The organism is Streptomyces sp. NPDC002773 (assembly GCF_040295605.1).
In the GTDB taxonomy this organism is placed as follows: Bacteria; Actinomycetota; Actinomycetes; order Streptomycetales; family Streptomycetaceae; genus Streptomyces.
The window spans coordinates 380,280-395,853 of the sequence record NZ_JBEOVO010000001.1; the positions used below are offsets into that span (position 1 = coordinate 380,280).

At 72.0% G+C, this 15,574-nt stretch carries 12 protein-coding genes and 1 pseudogene; 6 read left to right on the forward strand and 7 right to left on the reverse strand.

What is annotated here, in order from left to right; translation table 11 throughout:
• Positions 1-165: 165 nt before the first annotated feature.
• From ABT034_RS01660 to era, 3 genes are all read left to right on the forward strand, one after another.
• Positions 166-1,506 carry a beta-xylosidase gene (locus tag ABT034_RS01660; RefSeq protein WP_351210084.1) on the forward strand — a complete coding sequence of 447 codons (1,341 nt, stop codon included), beginning with the start codon at positions 166-168 and terminating at the stop codon, positions 1,504-1,506.
• Between the two features lie 79 nt (positions 1,507-1,585).
• Positions 1,586-2,539, forward strand: a complete 954-nt coding sequence (locus tag ABT034_RS01665) for a WxL protein peptidoglycan domain-containing protein (RefSeq protein ID WP_351210086.1) — start codon at positions 1,586-1,588, stop codon at positions 2,537-2,539.
• 30 nt (positions 2,540-2,569) lie between these two features.
• Positions 2,570-3,520 carry a GTPase Era gene (gene era, locus ABT034_RS01670; RefSeq protein WP_502972770.1) on the forward strand — a complete coding sequence of 317 codons (951 nt, stop codon included), beginning with the start codon at positions 2,570-2,572 and terminating at the stop codon, positions 3,518-3,520.
• 91 nt (positions 3,521-3,611) lie between these two features.
• Here era and ABT034_RS01675 read toward each other — a convergent pair whose 3' ends face one another.
• Together ABT034_RS01675 and ABT034_RS01680 are read right to left on the reverse strand one after the other, a co-directional pair.
• Positions 3,612-3,869 carry a protealysin inhibitor emfourin gene (locus ABT034_RS01675; protein ID WP_351210090.1) on the reverse strand — a complete coding sequence of 86 codons (258 nt, stop codon included), beginning with the start codon at positions 3,867-3,869 and terminating at the stop codon, positions 3,612-3,614.
• A 21-nt stretch (positions 3,870-3,890) separates the two neighbouring features.
• Entirely contained in the window at positions 3,891-4,943 is a 1,053-nt protein-coding gene (locus ABT034_RS01680) for a M4 family metallopeptidase (RefSeq protein WP_351210092.1), read from the reverse strand.
• 298 nt (positions 4,944-5,241) lie between these two features.
• On the opposite strand from ABT034_RS01680, the gene leuA reads away from it, so the two are divergent.
• From leuA to ABT034_RS01695, 3 genes are all read left to right on the forward strand, one after another.
• Positions 5,242-7,014, forward strand: coding sequence for a 2-isopropylmalate synthase (gene leuA, locus ABT034_RS01685; protein WP_351210094.1), 1,773 nt, complete (start codon positions 5,242-5,244; stop codon positions 7,012-7,014).
• A 230-nt stretch (positions 7,015-7,244) separates the two neighbouring features.
• Complete coding sequence (locus ABT034_RS01690) at positions 7,245-8,624, forward strand: choice-of-anchor A family protein (RefSeq protein WP_351210096.1); 1,380 nt, start codon at positions 7,245-7,247, stop codon at positions 8,622-8,624.
• 121 nt (positions 8,625-8,745) lie between these two features.
• The gene (locus tag ABT034_RS01695; protein ID WP_351210098.1) at positions 8,746-9,438 is read left to right on the forward strand and encodes a TerB family tellurite resistance protein; all 693 of its coding nucleotides are present in this window, start codon (positions 8,746-8,748) and stop codon (positions 9,436-9,438) included.
• A 10-nt stretch (positions 9,439-9,448) separates the two neighbouring features.
• Here ABT034_RS01695 and ABT034_RS01700 read toward each other — a convergent pair whose 3' ends face one another.
• The 5 genes and pseudogenes from ABT034_RS01700 to ABT034_RS01720 all read right to left on the reverse strand — a co-directional run.
• The gene (locus tag ABT034_RS01700) at positions 9,449-10,819 is read right to left on the reverse strand and encodes an FAD-binding oxidoreductase (protein ID WP_351210100.1); all 1,371 of its coding nucleotides are present in this window, start codon (positions 10,817-10,819) and stop codon (positions 9,449-9,451) included.
• 128 nt (positions 10,820-10,947) lie between these two features.
• On the reverse strand, positions 10,948-12,720 hold the full coding sequence (locus tag ABT034_RS01705) for a LuxR C-terminal-related transcriptional regulator (RefSeq protein WP_351210102.1): 1,773 nt from the start codon (positions 12,718-12,720) through the stop codon (positions 10,948-10,950).
• A gap of 110 nt (positions 12,721-12,830) precedes the next feature.
• Entirely contained in the window at positions 12,831-14,201 is a 1,371-nt protein-coding gene (locus tag ABT034_RS01710) for an FAD-dependent oxidoreductase (RefSeq protein WP_351210104.1), read from the reverse strand.
• A 147-nt stretch (positions 14,202-14,348) separates the two neighbouring features.
• Complete coding sequence (locus ABT034_RS01715) at positions 14,349-15,170, reverse strand: hypothetical protein (RefSeq protein ID WP_351210106.1); 822 nt, start codon at positions 15,168-15,170, stop codon at positions 14,349-14,351.
• A gap of 151 nt (positions 15,171-15,321) precedes the next feature.
• A pseudogene (locus ABT034_RS01720) lies at positions 15,322-15,535 on the reverse strand (helix-turn-helix domain-containing protein); the annotation flags it as partial.
• Positions 15,536-15,574 lie beyond the last annotated feature (39 nt).

The window sequence follows — 15,574 nt, forward strand, 5'->3', positions numbered from 1 at the left end:
CGCCGTCGGCGGCACCGGTCTCCGTCGTGACCTGCGGAAACGTCCCCGGATCGCCGATCTTGACAGAATCTGATGGGTCATCAGTCGATGGCTCTCGTCGGCATTGACTTATCGAAGCCCGGAGCCGTCAATGGCGCCCACTCATCCTCAGGAGGGGGCACATCCATGGCACTCACCCGATCCCGGGCGGCGGCCCGAAGACGGCGCTGGACCGCCGTCCTCGGCGCCACCGCTCTCGCGGTCGCCGGCGGCGGCGCGCTCGCCGCCCCGGCCGGCGCGACCAGCACCTCAACGGAGGTGCAGTTCCCCACGCGCTGCGTCCCGCCGCCGATCGCCGGCATCCCGCCCATCGAGGGCACCACGACCGCCAGGATCACGGTCGACAAGAGCAGTCCCAAGGTCGGCGACACCGTGACCGTCACCTACACGGTCACCAAGCCCGCCGCGTCCAACCCCGTCGACCTCGCGCTCCCGGCCGACATCATGACGCCCAGCGGCAAGGTCGTCCTCGGCGGCGCCCAGACCGGCGCGATCAGCGTCACGGGACCCAAGAAGAACCCGCCGGTCCCCGGCAAGGGCTCCTTCCCCGCCTTCTCCATGACCGGCACGTTCAAGGTCGCCCAGGCCGGATCGATCACCCTCTCGCCCGGCGACTACAACATCCACACCAGCTACCTCATGGAGCTCGACACCCCCTGTACGGTGCTCAACCCGCCCGCCCCGGTCTCCGAGACGGTCGTCGCGAGCCCCGTGACCAGCCCCAACACCCGCGCGCTCCAGCTCGACACCACCTCGGGCGCCCCCGGCGTCCGGGTGACCGTCAACGGCTCGAAGTTCAGCCCGCTCACCGAGGTCACCGTCGCCGGCCGCGCCGGAGCGGCCGAGACCGCCGACCGCATGACCGTCACCACGGACAGCGAAGGCTCCTTCGCCGCGCGCCTCAAGGTCAACGACAAGGCGACCACCGGGATCGTGGCGTACGAGGGGACCGCCTGGAACGCCGACAAGGGCGCCGGGCCCGCCGCGTACACCGTTGTCGACGACACCCCGCAGCCACCGGACAGCCAGAAGATCACCGCGGCCGTCACGGCGGGCGAACTGTCCATGACCCAGGCCGGGGACGCCGTCCAGCTGTCCTCGGTCGACTTCGGCCAGGGCGGCGCCGCCACCGGCGACCTCCACACGGTGACCGTGAAGGACTTCCGCGGCGGCCCCGCGGGCTGGTCCCTCACCGGCAAGGTCACCGACTTCACCGGCCCCGGCGGCTCCATCGGCGCGGGGAACCTCAGCTGGACCCCTGCCTGCACCGCCAAGGAAGGCAGCCCCAGCACCTGCGCCGCCGGCTCGTCAGGGCCGGTCGGCAGCGGTGGCGCGACCCTCGCCTCCACCCCGAACGGCGCCCTCACGGGCGGCGAGTTCACCATCGGCGCCGGGCTCTCCCTCGACGTCCCGGCGTTCACCCCGCCCGGCGCGTACGCGGGCGTGCTGACCCTGACCCTGTCCTGACCCCGACCCTGTCCTGACCACCCGGCGGGCCGGGCGCGCACCCGCCCCGCCCGCTCCGCACCCCGGGGGTTTCCGACTCGTGCGCACGCTGTACGTCCTCCTCCTGAGCGCCCTGCTCCTGGGCCCCGCCCCGCACGCCCGGGCCGCCGAGAACGGCGAGTGGGCCGTCTACCCGGCCGCGGCCCAGCCGGCCGGCCGCCCCTACTTCTTCCTCTCCGCCGACCCCGGCAGCACCCTCACCGACCGGGTCACCGTCACCAACAAGACGGCCGCCCCGCTCACCTTCCGGCTCTACGGCGCCGACGCCTACAACACCGAGCGCGACGGCGGTTTCGCCGTCCGCACCCAGGGCGAGAAGCAGACCGGCGCCGGTGCCTGGATCAGGCCCGAGAGGACCCGGATCACCGTCCCGGCCCGCTCCGCCGTCACCGTCCCGTACACCCTGACCGTCCCCGCCGACGCCGACCCCGGGGACCACCCCGGGGCCCTCGTCGCCCTCGACGAGCGGATCAGCCCCGGCGCGAAGGGCTCCGTGGCCGTCGGCGTCCAGCGTGCCGTCGCCGCCCGCCTCTACCTGCGGGTCAACGGGCCGACCGTGCCCGCCCTCGGCGTCGAGGACGTCACCCTCGACCAGGACCGGCCGGTGGTCCCCGGCACCCGTACGAGCAGCGCCGTCGTCACGTACACCCTGCACAACCGGGGCAACGTCACCCTCAACCCCAAGGTCGTCCTCCGCGCCGAAGGCCTCTTCGGCCGCACCCTCCTCGCCCGCGACCTCGCCAAGGTGCCGTCCGAGCTGCTGCCCCGCCAGAAGATCCGGCTCACCGAGCGGTGGACCGGCTCCCCGCAGTTCGACTGGGGCGACATCACCCTCACCGCCACCGCCAAGGACGTGCGGGAGACCGGCGCGGTGTCCTTCCTCGCCCTGCCCTGGCTCGCCGCCGCGACCCTCCTCGCCGGAGCCGCGGCGGGCCTCTTCGGCCTGTGGATTCGGCGGCGCCGGACGGCCCGTACGGCCCCGGATCCGCACTGAGGTACGTGAGGTGGGCGCTCATCGGGGACAATGGCCCCCATGAGCGCTCGCAACCAAGAAACCGAAGCCGTCCACCGGGCCGGCTTCGCCTGCTTCGTCGGCCGCCCCAACGCGGGCAAGTCCACCCTCACGAACGCTCTGGTCGGCCAGAAGGTGGCCATCACCTCGAACCGGCCGCAGACCACCCGGCACACCGTCCGCGGCATCGTGCACCGGCCCGAGGCCCAGCTGATCCTGGTGGACACCCCCGGCCTCCACAAGCCGCGCACCCTCCTCGGTGAGCGGCTCAACGACGTCGTGCGCACCACCTGGGCCGAGGTCGACGTCATCGGCTTCTGCCTGCCCGCCGACCAGAAGCTCGGCCCCGGCGACCGGTTCATCGCCAAGGAACTCGCCGGGATCAAGAAGACCCCCAAGGTCGCGATCATCACCAAGACCGACCTGGTCGACTCCAAGACGCTCGCCGAACAGCTCATCGCGGTCGACCAGCTCGGCAAGGAGCTGGGCTTCGAGTGGGCGGAGATCGTCCCGGTCTCGGCCGTCGGCGACAAGCAGGTCCAGCTCGTCGCCGACCTCCTGGTCCCGCTGCTCCCCGAGTCCCCGCCGCTCTACCCGGAGGGCGACCTCACGGACGAGCCGGAGCAGGTCATGGTCGCGGAACTGATCCGCGAGGCCGCGCTCGAAGGCGTAAGGGACGAGCTGCCGCACTCGATCGCGGTGGTCGTCGAGGAGATGATCCCGCGCGAGAACCGCCCGGCGGACCGGCCGCTGCTCGACATCCACGCCAACGTGTACATCGAGCGCCCCAGCCAGAAGGGCATCATCATCGGCCCCAAGGGCAGCCGCCTCAAGGAGGTCGGCATGAAGTCCCGCAAGCACATCGAGGCCCTGCTCGGCACGCCGGTCTTCCTCGACCTCCACGTGAAGGTCGCGAAGGACTGGCAGCGCGATCCCAAGCAGCTCAGGAAGCTGGGGTTCTAGCGGCCGAGGGCCGGACGCGGAGCCGGAGCCCGGGGCCGGAAGCCGGGCCCCGGGCTCCGCGCCTTCCTTGAGGACCGTCGTCCTCCCGGGCCTACGCGCCTTCCTTGAGGACCCTCTTGATGAGGGTCCTCTGCCCGTCCGTGAGGCGTGGGTCGGCGCAGTGCACCGTCCGGCCGTCGATGGTGATCTCGTACGAGAAGCCGTCCGGGACGCCCCGCGCCTCCTCGTCGCCGGCGCCCTCCGCGAGGACGGCGGAGGCCAGGGACTCCCACTCGGGGTCCGAGACCTCCACCTCCGCCGACCGCTCGATGCCCGCGAAACCGCCCGTGCGCCGCACTCGAATCCGCATGGGCCCCTGTCTACCAGCCGGTCAGTCGGTGGGCACCCCCACCGCCGCCCAGGCCTTCAGGACGGCCTGGATCTCCTCCCCGTCGCCGTACCGCGCCTTCGCCGCCGCGACCGTCGCCGCCGCGAACTCGGAGAAGCGGGCCTCGGGGGTGAGCGTGCCGCCGGTCATCACGTCGTACCAGATCCGGCCCGCCCGCTCCCACGCGTTACCGCCGAGCTCGGTCGCGGCCAGGTAGAAGGCGTGGTTGGGGATGCCGGAGTTGATGTGCACCCCGCCGTTGTCGCGGCCGGTGCGGACGTAGTCGTCCATGTGGGCGGGCTGCGGGTCCTTGCCGAGGACGTCGTCGTCGTACGCGGTCCCCGGGGCCTTCATGGAGCGCAGCGCCGTCCCCTCCACGTTCGGGTGGAAGAGGCCCTCGCCGATGAGCCAGTCGGCCTGCTCGGCGCTCTGCCCGAGCGTGTACTGCTTGACGAGCGAGCCGAAGACGTCGGACACGGACTCGTTGAGCGCGCCGGACTGGCTGAAGTACTCCAGGTTCGCCGAGTACTGGGTGAAGCCGTGGGCCAGCTCGTGGCCGATGACGTCCACGGGCAGGGTGAAGTCGAGGAAGATCTCGTCGTCGCCGTCGCCGAACACCATCTGCTCGCCGTTCCAGAAGGCGTTGCCGTAGTTCTCGTCGTAGTGGACGGAGGCGTGCAGCGGCAGCCCGGCGCCGTCGATCGAGTCGTGCCCGAAGGCGTTCAGGAAGAGGTCGAAGGTGGCGCCGAGACCCGCGTACGCCCGGTTGACGGTGGCGTCCCCGGTCGCCTCCTCGCCCTCGGCGCGGACCCGCTCGCCCGGCAGGTCCGTCCCCTGCCGGCAGTCGTAGACGGTGCGGTGCGGCCGGCCGGCCTCGGCGGGGGCGAGCGTGGGCGTGGCGCCGGGCAGCGGCAGCACCCGGAACGTACGGGCCGAGGCGTCCGCGATGAGGGTGCGGCGGGCGGCGGCGGCGACGGCCGGGTTCGAGGAGCGGGCGAGGTGCTCCAGGAGGTGCGGGGGGACGATCGAGCAGAAGGCAGGCGCATGCGAGGTCATGCCCGCAATGTGGCACTGCGTGAGCCTCCTGTCACGGGAAGCGACGAGGATTGGCGAAATGGAGTGATGCGTCACTGATCAGTCTTGACGCGCGACCCGTCCCGCATACTGGAACAGGACGTCCGTCAGTGACGTCCCTGAGCTAGGCTGCGGCACATCATGCGTTTCGGGCTGCTTCTCCTTAGCTGCCGCGGCGAGGGCCTGTAGTCGTAGGCCGACCCCCTCCCCGCGGGACCTGGTGTTGCGTTCGACAGTCGGCCGTCCCTCCCTCTCGCAGGATTTCGAGGAGCCCAACGCAATGAGCCAGTCCCCCTTCGTAGGCCGCCCCACGCCCGTCACCAACGCGACGCAGCTGCAGAAGCCGTCCGGGATGCCGATCCACAAGTACGGCCGCTACGAGGCCGTCGAGATCCCCGACCGCACCTGGCCCGAGCAGCGGATCACCAAGGCCCCCCGCTGGCTGTCCACCGACCTGCGCGACGGCAACCAGGCCCTGATCGATCCGATGTCCCCGGCCCGCAAGCGCGAGATGTTCGACCTGCTGGTGCGCATGGGCTACAAGGAGATCGAGGTCGGCTTCCCGTCCTCCGGCGAGACCGACTTCGCGTTCGTGCGCTCCATCATCGAGGACGGCGCCATCCCGGACGACGTCACCATCTCCGTACTGACCCAGGCCCGCGAGGACCTGATCGAGCGGACCGTGGAGTCCCTGGTCGGCGCGAAGCGCGCCACCGTCCACCTGTACAACGCGACCGCGCCCACCTTCCGCCGGGTCGTCTTCCGCGGCTCGAAGGAGCAGATCAAGCAGATCGCCGTGGACGGCACGCGCCTGGTCATGGAGTACGCGGAGAAGCTGCTGGACGAGCGCACCACCTTCGGCTACCAGTACAGCCCCGAGATCTTCACCGACACCGAGCTGGACTTCGCCCTGGAGGTCTGCGAGGCGGTCTGCGACGTCTGGCAGCCGGGCCCGGGCCGCGAGATCATCCTCAACCTGCCCGCCACCGTGGAGCGTTCGACGCCGTCCACGCACGCGGACCGGTTCGAGTGGATGTCCCGGAACCTGACCCGCCGCGAGCACGTCTGCCTGTCCGTCCACCCCCACAACGACCGCGGTACGGCCGTCGCGGCGGCCGAGCTGGCCATCATGGCCGGCGCCGACCGCATCGAGGGCTGCCTGTTCGGCCAGGGCGAGCGCACCGGCAACGTCGACCTGGTGACCCTGGGCATGAACCTGTTCAGCCAGGGCGTCGACCCGCAGATCGACTTCTCGCAGATCGACGAGATCCGCCGGACGTCCGAGTACTGCAACCAGATGGAGGTCCACCCGCGCCACCCCTACGCGGGCGACCTGGTCTACACCGCCTTCTCCGGCTCCCACCAGGACGCCATCAAGAAGGGCTTCGACGCGATGGAGGCCGACGCGGCCGCCAAGGGCGTCACCGTCGACGACATCGAGTGGGCGGTTCCGTACCTGCCCATCGACCCGAAGGACGTCGGCCGCTCCTACGAGGCCGTCATCCGGGTCAACTCGCAGTCCGGCAAGGGCGGCATCGCGTACGTCCTGAAGAACGACCACAAGCTGGACCTGCCCCGCCGGATGCAGATCGAGTTCTCGAAGATCATCCAGCAGAAGACGGACACCGAGGGCGGCGAGGTCACGCCGGCCGCGATCTGGGCCGTCTTCCAGGACGAGTACCTGCCCAACCCGGACGACGCCGGTGCCCGCTGGGGCCGCATCCAGCTGCGCTCCGGCCAGACCACCTCCGACACGGACGGCACGGACACGCTGACCGTCGAGGCGGTCGTGGACGGCGCCGACACCGTCCTGTCCGGCTCCGGCAACGGTCCGATCTCCGCCTTCTTCGCCGCGCTGCAGGAGATCGGCGTGGACGCCCGCCTGCTGGACTACCAGGAGCACACGATGAGCGAGGGCGCCTCCGCGCAGGCCGCCTCGTACATCGAGTGCGCCATCGACGGCCAGGTCCTGTGGGGCATCGGCATCGACGCCAACACGACCCGCGCCTCCCTGAAGGCGGTCATCTCGGCGGTCAACCGCGCCGCCCGCTGACGCGCACCACGACCTCTGCCCCGCACCCCTCGTCGAGAGGTGCGGGGCAGAGGTGCGTGTGAGCCGCGTCACGGTTTCAGGTTGGCTTAAGGAAGATCGTCACTGCATGTCGGAATCGGCGTCATATCAGGTGAGTTGACGGTACATCGGGGAATGGCGGAAGGTCGGCCCGTCCCTTCGGACACGCCCCCCACGCGCCCCCTTCGCACCTCCCTGACCTGGAGTTCCGCATGCGCACGACCGCTGCCGTGGCCACTGTTCTCGCGGTGACCGGCGCCGCCCTCGCCTGGGCCCCCGCCGCGTCCGCCACCACCACGGAGTGCGTGACGCAGCCGCTCGGTACGGCCGGTCTGTACGCCGAGTTCGTCGAGAAGGACTCCACCCGCCACTCGGACTCCGAGGGCGCGGTCGCGGTCGGCGGTGACGCCCGCTTCGGCGACCCGAAGCAGCCCTCCGGCTTCTCCATCGGCCACAAGCTCACCGGCGCCGACCTCGCGAAGCTGCCCGGCGGCCACAGCCTCGTCGTCGGCGGCACCCTGTACGCGAACCAGGTCGTCCTCGACAACGGCAGCGGCATCGCCGGCAAGGTCGTCGACCTCTCCACGCCCGGCCAGGGCTTCGGCGTCGACGGCGGCAAGGTGAAGGAGGGCGCCTCCCCGGCCTCCCCGGTCGACTTCGCGAAGGAGTTCACCCAGCTGCGCGCGCGGTCCACGGGCTGGGCGGGCATCGACCCGAACGGCACGGTCGCCGGCTCCGGCGACGGCCTCTTCCTCACCGGCGGGGACGCGAAGCTCAACGTCTTCGCCGTGAACGCCGCCGACCTGGAGAAGGCCCGCGCGATCACCCTGAAGGTCCCGGTGGGCTCCTCGACCCTGGTGAACGTCCTCGGCGCCTCGTACGACATGAACAAGTCCGCCACCTACGGCGTCTACTACCAGGGCGCGGACGGTACGGCCCCCGTGATCGACGACTACGCCCTGGCGAGCGACGGCTTCCGGCAGATCCGCTCCCAGCTGCTCTGGAACTTCCCGCAGGCCGAGAGCGTGAAGAAGAACTACACCTCCTGGCCCGGCACCATCCTCGCCCCGAACGCCAAGGTCGAGATGGGCGGCAAGAACATCGGCCCCGGCCACGTCAACGGCTCCGTCATCGCCGAGAGCCTGGACACCGTCCCCGGCGCCGAGACCCACCGGATGAACTTCTCCGGCTGCCTCCCGAAGGAGACGGAGCCGGGCCCGGTCGTCACCCCGGAGACCCCGGCGCCGACCGAGACGCCCGTCCCCACGCCACCGGCGACCCCCTCGGCGACCCCGGAGACCACCCCGGAGTCCACCCCCAGCGAGGGCGGCTCCACGCCGACGGCCCCGACGACGTCGGCCGCGCCCACGGCGCCGGGGGAGTCCGCTTCGCCCTCCACCCCCGCCGGCCCCGGCGAGACCACCACCGCCCCGGCCGCGACGCCGACGACGGCCCCGTCCGCCACCCCGGAGGGTGATCTCGCGACGACCGGTTCGGCCATCGGTCCGGGCGCGATCGGTGCCGCCGTGGCCGCCGTCCTCGTCGGTGGAGGCTTCCTGGCCTTCGCAAAGCGTCGTCGCCGCGCCTCCTGAGCGGTGACGTGTCTCGGCCAACTCCGCGGCGAAGTCGTGACGGGGTGCTGACGCCACATCAAGGATGTGGCTAACATCACGCCAACGCCGGCAGTGCAGCCGGGCCGTTGAGGAGGTGCGTATGCGTTCTGCCCGGAATTCACGTGGTGGGAAAGTGGGCATCTGCGGAATCCGCACCTCCTGGAACACGGTCGGGGACGGCGAGTTCTTCTGCGAGGAGTGCGGCGGCGACCGGAACTACCGGCGGCGCACCGGCCGCCGCAGGTTCGCCGTCCTGGGCGTCCCGGTCCTGCCCCGGGGCTGTACGGGCCCCGTCGTCGAGTGCGCGGCCTGCCACACGCACTTCGGTACGGAGGTGCTCGACCACCCGACGACGAGCCGCTTCTCCGCGATGCTGCGGGACGCCGTGCACACCGTCGCCCTGGCCGTGCTCGCGGCCGGCGGCACGGACTCCCGCGAGGTCCTCGACCGGGCCGTGAGCGCCGTCCGCTCCGCCGGCTTCGCCGAGTGCACCGCCGTCCAGCTGGTCGACCTCGTCGAGGCCCTGGAGGCCGACACCGGACGCTTCATGCCCGAGGTGAACCCCGAGGGGACGCTCCTCGCGATCGAGCTGCACGAGGCCCTGGAGCCGCTCACCCCGCACCTGGCGGTCGCAGGCCGGGAGTCGATCCTGGTCCAGGCCGCCCGGATCGCGCTCGCCGACGGGCCCTACAGCCCGGCCGAGCGGGAGGTCCTCGGGACCGTCGGGAACGCGCTCGCGCTCGCTCCCGACGACACCCTCCGGCTGCTCGCCTCGGCGAGGACCGTGGGGTGATCCCTCTCGGTCACGGCGCGATGTTCTGGTTGAGCCGGAACACGTTGTCCGGGTCGTACCGGCGCTTCACGTCCCGCAGCCGGTCCCAGTTCTGCCGGTAGTTGACCCGCACCCGGTCCTGGTCGTCGGTGTCCATGAAGTTGACGTACCCGCCCTCCTGGGTGTGCGGGCGCAGGGCCGTGTCGTAGGCGCGGGTCCAGGCGATGTTCCGCTCCGAGTCCGCCGCGTCGGTCCAGCTGCCGCCGAAGGAGTGCGAGAAGCGGGCGTCCCGGTAGGCGAACGCGGTCTCCTCCGGGCCCACCCGGTGGCAGGCGCCGTCGATCGGGAAGATCGCCGTGTCGGTCTCCAGGGACGGCATCGTGGCGCCGTACTCCATGTGCGCCGCGATCGCGCCGTCCGAGAGTTCGCGGCTGAAGTTGCCCTTCCAGTAGTGGAAGAGTCCCGGTGGCAGCTGCTCGTCGAAGAGGGTGTTGATCGCCGGGTACGGCATCCGCTCCATGAACCGGCCGATCACCGGTCCGAGTCCGTCCAGGAGCGTGAGGACCTTCTCGTCCTCCGCCTCCGGGCCGCTGAAGCAGGTGAGCGAGGCGCAGATCGGACGGCCGTGCCAGCGCTCCGGCAGGAACGGTTCCTCGGGTCCGAGCGCCACGACCAGGAGCGAGTTCAACTCCTCGGGTGCCGCGGCGATCATCTCCTGCCAGGCGCGTGCCACGCCCCCGTCCAGCGGATAGCAGCTCAGGCCGCCGAAGATGTCCGCGACGGGGTGCACCCGGAACGCGAGCGAGGTCGCGATCCCGAAGTTGCCGCCGCCGCCCCGCAGCGCCCAGAACAGGTCCGGATGCCGCTCGGCGTCACAGGACACCAGCGTGCCCTCGGCGGTCACCACGTCCGCCGCGACCAGGTTGTCGCAGCTCAGACCGTAGCGGCGGGAGAGGTGACCCATGCCGCCGCCGAGCGTCAGGCCGCCGACGCCGGTCGTGGAGACCACCCCGCCGGTGGTGGCGAGCCCGAAGGCGTGGGTGGCGTGGTTGAAGTCGCCCCAGGTGGCGCCGCCCTCGGCCCGCGCGATACGGGCCTCCGGGTCGACCCGGACACCCCGCATCCGGGACAGGTCGACGACGAGACCGTCGTCGACGGTGCCGAAACCGGCCACGGAGTGGGAGCCGCCGCGCACGGCGAGCGGCAGGGCGTGCTCCCGGGCGTACAGCACCGCCGCGATCACGTCGGCGGCGTCCACGGCGTGGACGACGACGGCGGGGCGGCGGTCGTGCAGGGCGTTGTAGACCCGGCGGGACACGTCGTACGACGGGTCGCCACGGGTCACGACGGTGCCGCGCACGGCACCGCGGAGCGTGTCCAGGGGATCGGTGATGGTGGTCATGGTTCCGGTGTAGCCCCGGGCGCCCGGGGCGGGCATCGCCCAAATCGCCCATATCCGGCGACGGCCCGCATGGGCCGTTCACACCAGGCCGTTCACGAGGCCGATTCCCGGGCCGATCGCCAGGCCGTTCACACCAGCCCGTGCGCGTACGCGTAGGCCGTGGCGGCGGCGCGGGAGCCGACGCCCAGTTTGGCGAAGATGTTGTTCAGGTGGCGGGCGACCGTGTGCTCGCTGATCACCAGGGCACGGGCGATGCCCTTGTTCGTCCCGCCCGAGGCGACGAGCCGCATCACCTCCGCCTCCCGCGCGGTCAGCCCGCCCGGCAGCCGCCGCCGCGCCCCGGCGGAGAGCAGCGCCGCCGCGCGCCGGGCGTCCGGCACCGCCCCGAGGCGCTCGAACACGGCCCGCGCGGTCCCCAGTTCGAGCCGGGCGGTCTCCTCGTCGCCCGCCGTGCGCCCGGCGGCCGCGAGCAGCATCCGTACCTGCGCGGCCTCGTACGGCACCCGGAGCTCCAGCCACCCGGCGAGCGCCCGCCGCAGCAGGCGCGGCGCGTCGCCGCTCCTCCGCGCCAGGGCCACCGCACCGAGCGCCGTGTCGGCCAGGGCCCGGAGCAGCGGTACGTCCCCGGCCAGGGCGTCGAGGTCCGCCGCCGAGTCCGCCGCTCCGGGTACGTCACGGACCGCGAGGGCCACCTCGGCGCGGGCGGCGAGCAGCCGGGCCCGGCCCAGGAGGTCGTGCCGCGGGTCGCTGCGGCAGGCCAGGGCCAGCTCGATGCCCGCGACCGCCGCGTCGGCCCGGCCCTGTGCGAGGCGGAGGAGTGCGAGGCCCGGCTGCGGGATCCGGCCGAGCTCGTGGGCGTGCCCGTACGAGACGGCGGCGGCGTCGAGGCGGCCCTGGCGCCGCTGGACGTCACCGGCGGCGTAGTAGGCGGCGGCGGCCGACTCCAGGCAGTCCACCGGCACCTCACGGCAGGCCTGCCGGGCCTCCGCCTCCGCGAGCGCCCAGACCCCGAGGAGGTCGAGGACCTCGACCCGGTGGGCCCGGCAGACGCCCCGGAACGGGTTCTCGCCGGACGGTACGGCCATGGGGAGCTGCCCGGGGCCGGAGCCCGTAGGGGCGTCCGCCTGTTCCGTACGGGCTTCGGGGCCGTCCGTCGGCGGGTGGACCGGCCAGGGCGGGGCGCACCACTCCATCGCCGCGTTCGTCCACTCCACCGCCCGGCCGAAGTCGGCCGCCTCCATGCACTGGGTCAGGGCCAGGCAGTACAGCCAGCCCGTGAACATACCGCTCAGCTCGCCCGCCGACACCGCGCACATCGCGTCGTCGAGGAGCGCGACGGCCTCGGTCCTGCGGCCGGCCGCGAGGAGGACGCGGGATTCGGCCTGGCGGCTGAGGGCGAGGAGGTCGGGGCTGCCGGAGCCGAGGGCGAGGCCGGTCATCCGGTGGGCGGCGGCGAGGGCGGCCTCGTGGTCGCCGTGGGCCTGGGCCTCCTCGGCGTCGCTCCAGGCCAGGAAGCACTGCTCGGGGCAGTCCGGCAGGTCCTCCAGGTGGTGTCGGGCCCGGTGGAGCCAGCCGGCGGCCGCCGCGGGCCGCCCGAGGCCCAGGTACTCGTAGTGCAGCCACCAGGAGGCGAGCCCGGCGCCCCGGTGGTCGCCGGCCGCGAGATAGGCGGCGTGCGCCCTGAGCCGGGCGGTGACGGACTCGTCGACGTGCCCCGACCACCAGGCGGCGTCGGCGAGGACGGAGAGGTCGTCGGCGGTCAGTGCGCGCGAGGGGTGCAGGTCGTGGGCGTGGAGCAGTGCGTACGCCTCGGCCCAGGACTCACGGGCGGCGGCGTCCCTGGCGCGCTCCAGGACGTCGGCCTCCGCGCTGGGACGGGTGTGGATCGTGGGTGCGGACATGGCGCTCGCCTCTTCCCGGTCCTTTCAGGGTAGGACGGGGAAGAGGCGGGGGCCCGCCCGCGAGGCCGACGCAGGAGGGTCGGCCGGTGAGGGCCGGCCCGCGGAAGGTCCTACTCGATCGCGCCGCTCGCGCGCAGCATGTCCTCGCGCTCCACGATCTTCACGCGCTCGCGGCCCTGCGGCTCGCCGAGCGCCTTCTCGGCGGCGTCCAGGGCGTACCAGCCGTCCCACGTCGTGTACGTGAGGCCCTTGCCCTCGAGGAAGGACACGACCGCGTCCTCCTCCGGGGCGTCGGGGGTCAGCAGGCGACCCTCGGCGAAGTCCTCCAGGAGGTTCTTCACGGTCTCGTTGGCGTCGCCCTTGGTGTGGCCGATGAGGCCGACGGGGCCGCGCCGGATCCAGCCGGTGACGTAGGTGGAGGCCATGTGCTCGCCGGTCTCCTCGACCACCCGGCCGCCCTCGTCCGGCACGGTGCCGCTCGCGGTGTCCCAGGGGAGCTTGGGCAGCTCGTCGGAGAGGTAGCCGACCGCGCGGTAGACGGCCTGGACGTCCCAGTCCGTGGTCGCGCCCGTGCCCTTGACGTTCCCGGTGCCGTCCAGCTCGGTGCGCTCGGTGCGCAGGCCGACGACCCGGCCGTCCTCGCCGAGGATCTCGACGGGCGACTCGAAGAAGTGCAGGAAGAGCTTGTGCGGGCGGTCGCCGACGTCGCGGATCGCCCAGTTCTCCAGGGTCTTGGCGACCATGTCGGTCTGCTTGTTCTTGCGCCGCTCGGCGATCGAGCCCTCGTCGTAGTCGATGTCCTCGGGGTTGACGATGACCTCGATGGTGGGGGAGTGGTCCAGCTCGCGCAGCTCCATCGGGCTGAACTTGGCCTGGGCCGGGCCGCGGCGCCCGAAGACGTGGATCTCCAGGGCCTTGTTGGCCTTGAGGCCCTCGTACACGTTGGCCGGGATCTCGGTCGGCAGCAGCTCGTCGCCGGTCTTGGCGAGGATGCGGGCGATGTCGAGGGCCACGTTGCCGACGCCGAGGACGGCGACCTTCTCCGCTTCGAGCGGCCAGGTGCGCGGGACGTCCGGGTGGCCGTCGTACCAGGAGGCGAAGTCGGCGGCGCCGTACGAACCGTCGAGCTCGACGCCCTGGATGTCCAGCGGGCGGTCGGCCATGGCGCCGGTCGAGAAGACCACCGCGTCGTAGAAGGCGCGCAGGTCGTCGAGGTGCACGTCGGTGCCGTAGTCGATGTTGCCGAAGAGGCGGACCTGCGGCTTGTCGAGGACCTGGTGGAGGGCGGTGATGATGCCCTTGATGCGCGGGTGGTCGGGGGCGACGCCGTAGCGGATGAGGCCGAAGGGGGCGGGCATCCGCTCGAAGAGGTCGATGGACACACCCGGCTCGGCGGCGGCCTCGGACTTCAGCAGCGCATCGGCGGCATAGATTCCGGCGGGGCCGGCGCCGACGATCGCGACCCGGAGGGGGCGGGGCATGACTGGGTTCCCTTCGCAAGCGACGTGGCGACGAAGCCGCCGACACTTAGGTCACCCTAAATAACGCCTCGGGCGCAGTGGTACCCGCCCCCGGTCTATGGGCTCATAAGTCGGACTTATGAGTTCCATAAGCCTGCCTGCGGGATCTCACAGGTGGCCTTCGAACGTGCCGAGGAAGGCGTAGACCACGCCCGCGACCGTTCCGGCCGTGAAGAAGAGGCCGATGACGGCGATGAACAGGATGAGGGCCGCGAACCGGATCCGCTGGCCCCGCGACTTGACCGGGCCCACGCGGCCGGGGTCGCGCGGGTCGTACATCGCCTCGATGCTCCACGTCTGGACGGAGTGTCGCACGCCGCGGAACACGCCGGCCGGATCGACGTACTCGTACCGGCCGGGCTCGCTCTGGAGCCGGACGGCGGTCGTCCGGACGCCGTGCTTCCGCAGGTACCGCTCCTCGACCGGCTCGAACATGAGCCATGCGGCGAGCGCGAGGGTCGGGACCGCGAAGAACCCGAAGGTGAAGACGACGAGGGCGCCGGGGTGCCCTGATGAGCGCGCGAGCACGCACAGCCCGATGACCACGAGGGCCGCGATGAGCGCGCCCCGCCTCACCCCGCGGAGCCACCTCCGGTAGCTCGGCTGGTAGAGGCGCTCGCCGGTGACGAGGTCGGCGCCGGCGATCGCCTCCGTGCGCTCGGGGAGTGCGGCGTTCACGGCCTCGGCGAAGGCGACGGCCGCGGCCTCGTCCGCCACGTCCCAGATCCGGTGGACGTGCGTCTTCTCCGCGGTCGGCGAGGCGGTCAGCTCGATCGAGACGGTCCGCCCGTCGACGAGCACGCGGCTGATGGCCACCAGCGGGATGCGCGCCTGCTCGTGCGGGCGGCGCAGGAGCAGCGCGTCGCCCTCCGGGAGGACGACGGTGTCCCCGTCGGCGTGGAGGGCCGGTATGGGCGAGGTGATCGACATGGCGTGATCGTAGAGGCGGGGTGGTGGCCGGTGAAGGGGCGTGACGGCGTGGCCCGGGCGGTCAGCCCTTCACCGTCGTGACGACGAGCCAGCCGATGCCGTAGCCCCCGCCGCCGCCCCGCAGGACCGCCCACGGGGGCGTCCAGGTGTGTTCGAAAATACCGCCGGTTTGTAGGATTTCGTCGATTCTCTGCGCCACGTCCAGCTGTGGCTTTCGAATTCCCTGCTCGAACAGTCCGATGTATCCGCCGGACACGAACACCCGTGCGCCAAGCTCGCTCTGCGAGAGCCCCGCCTCCTCCCGTTTCTCCTTACAGGAGGTCGCCGAAGAACACCCACGCGTCCTGCTGCTTGCTTTTGGCCATGGATTAACTCCCCAACCCCACGCCGCAGTTGTCGGGCCT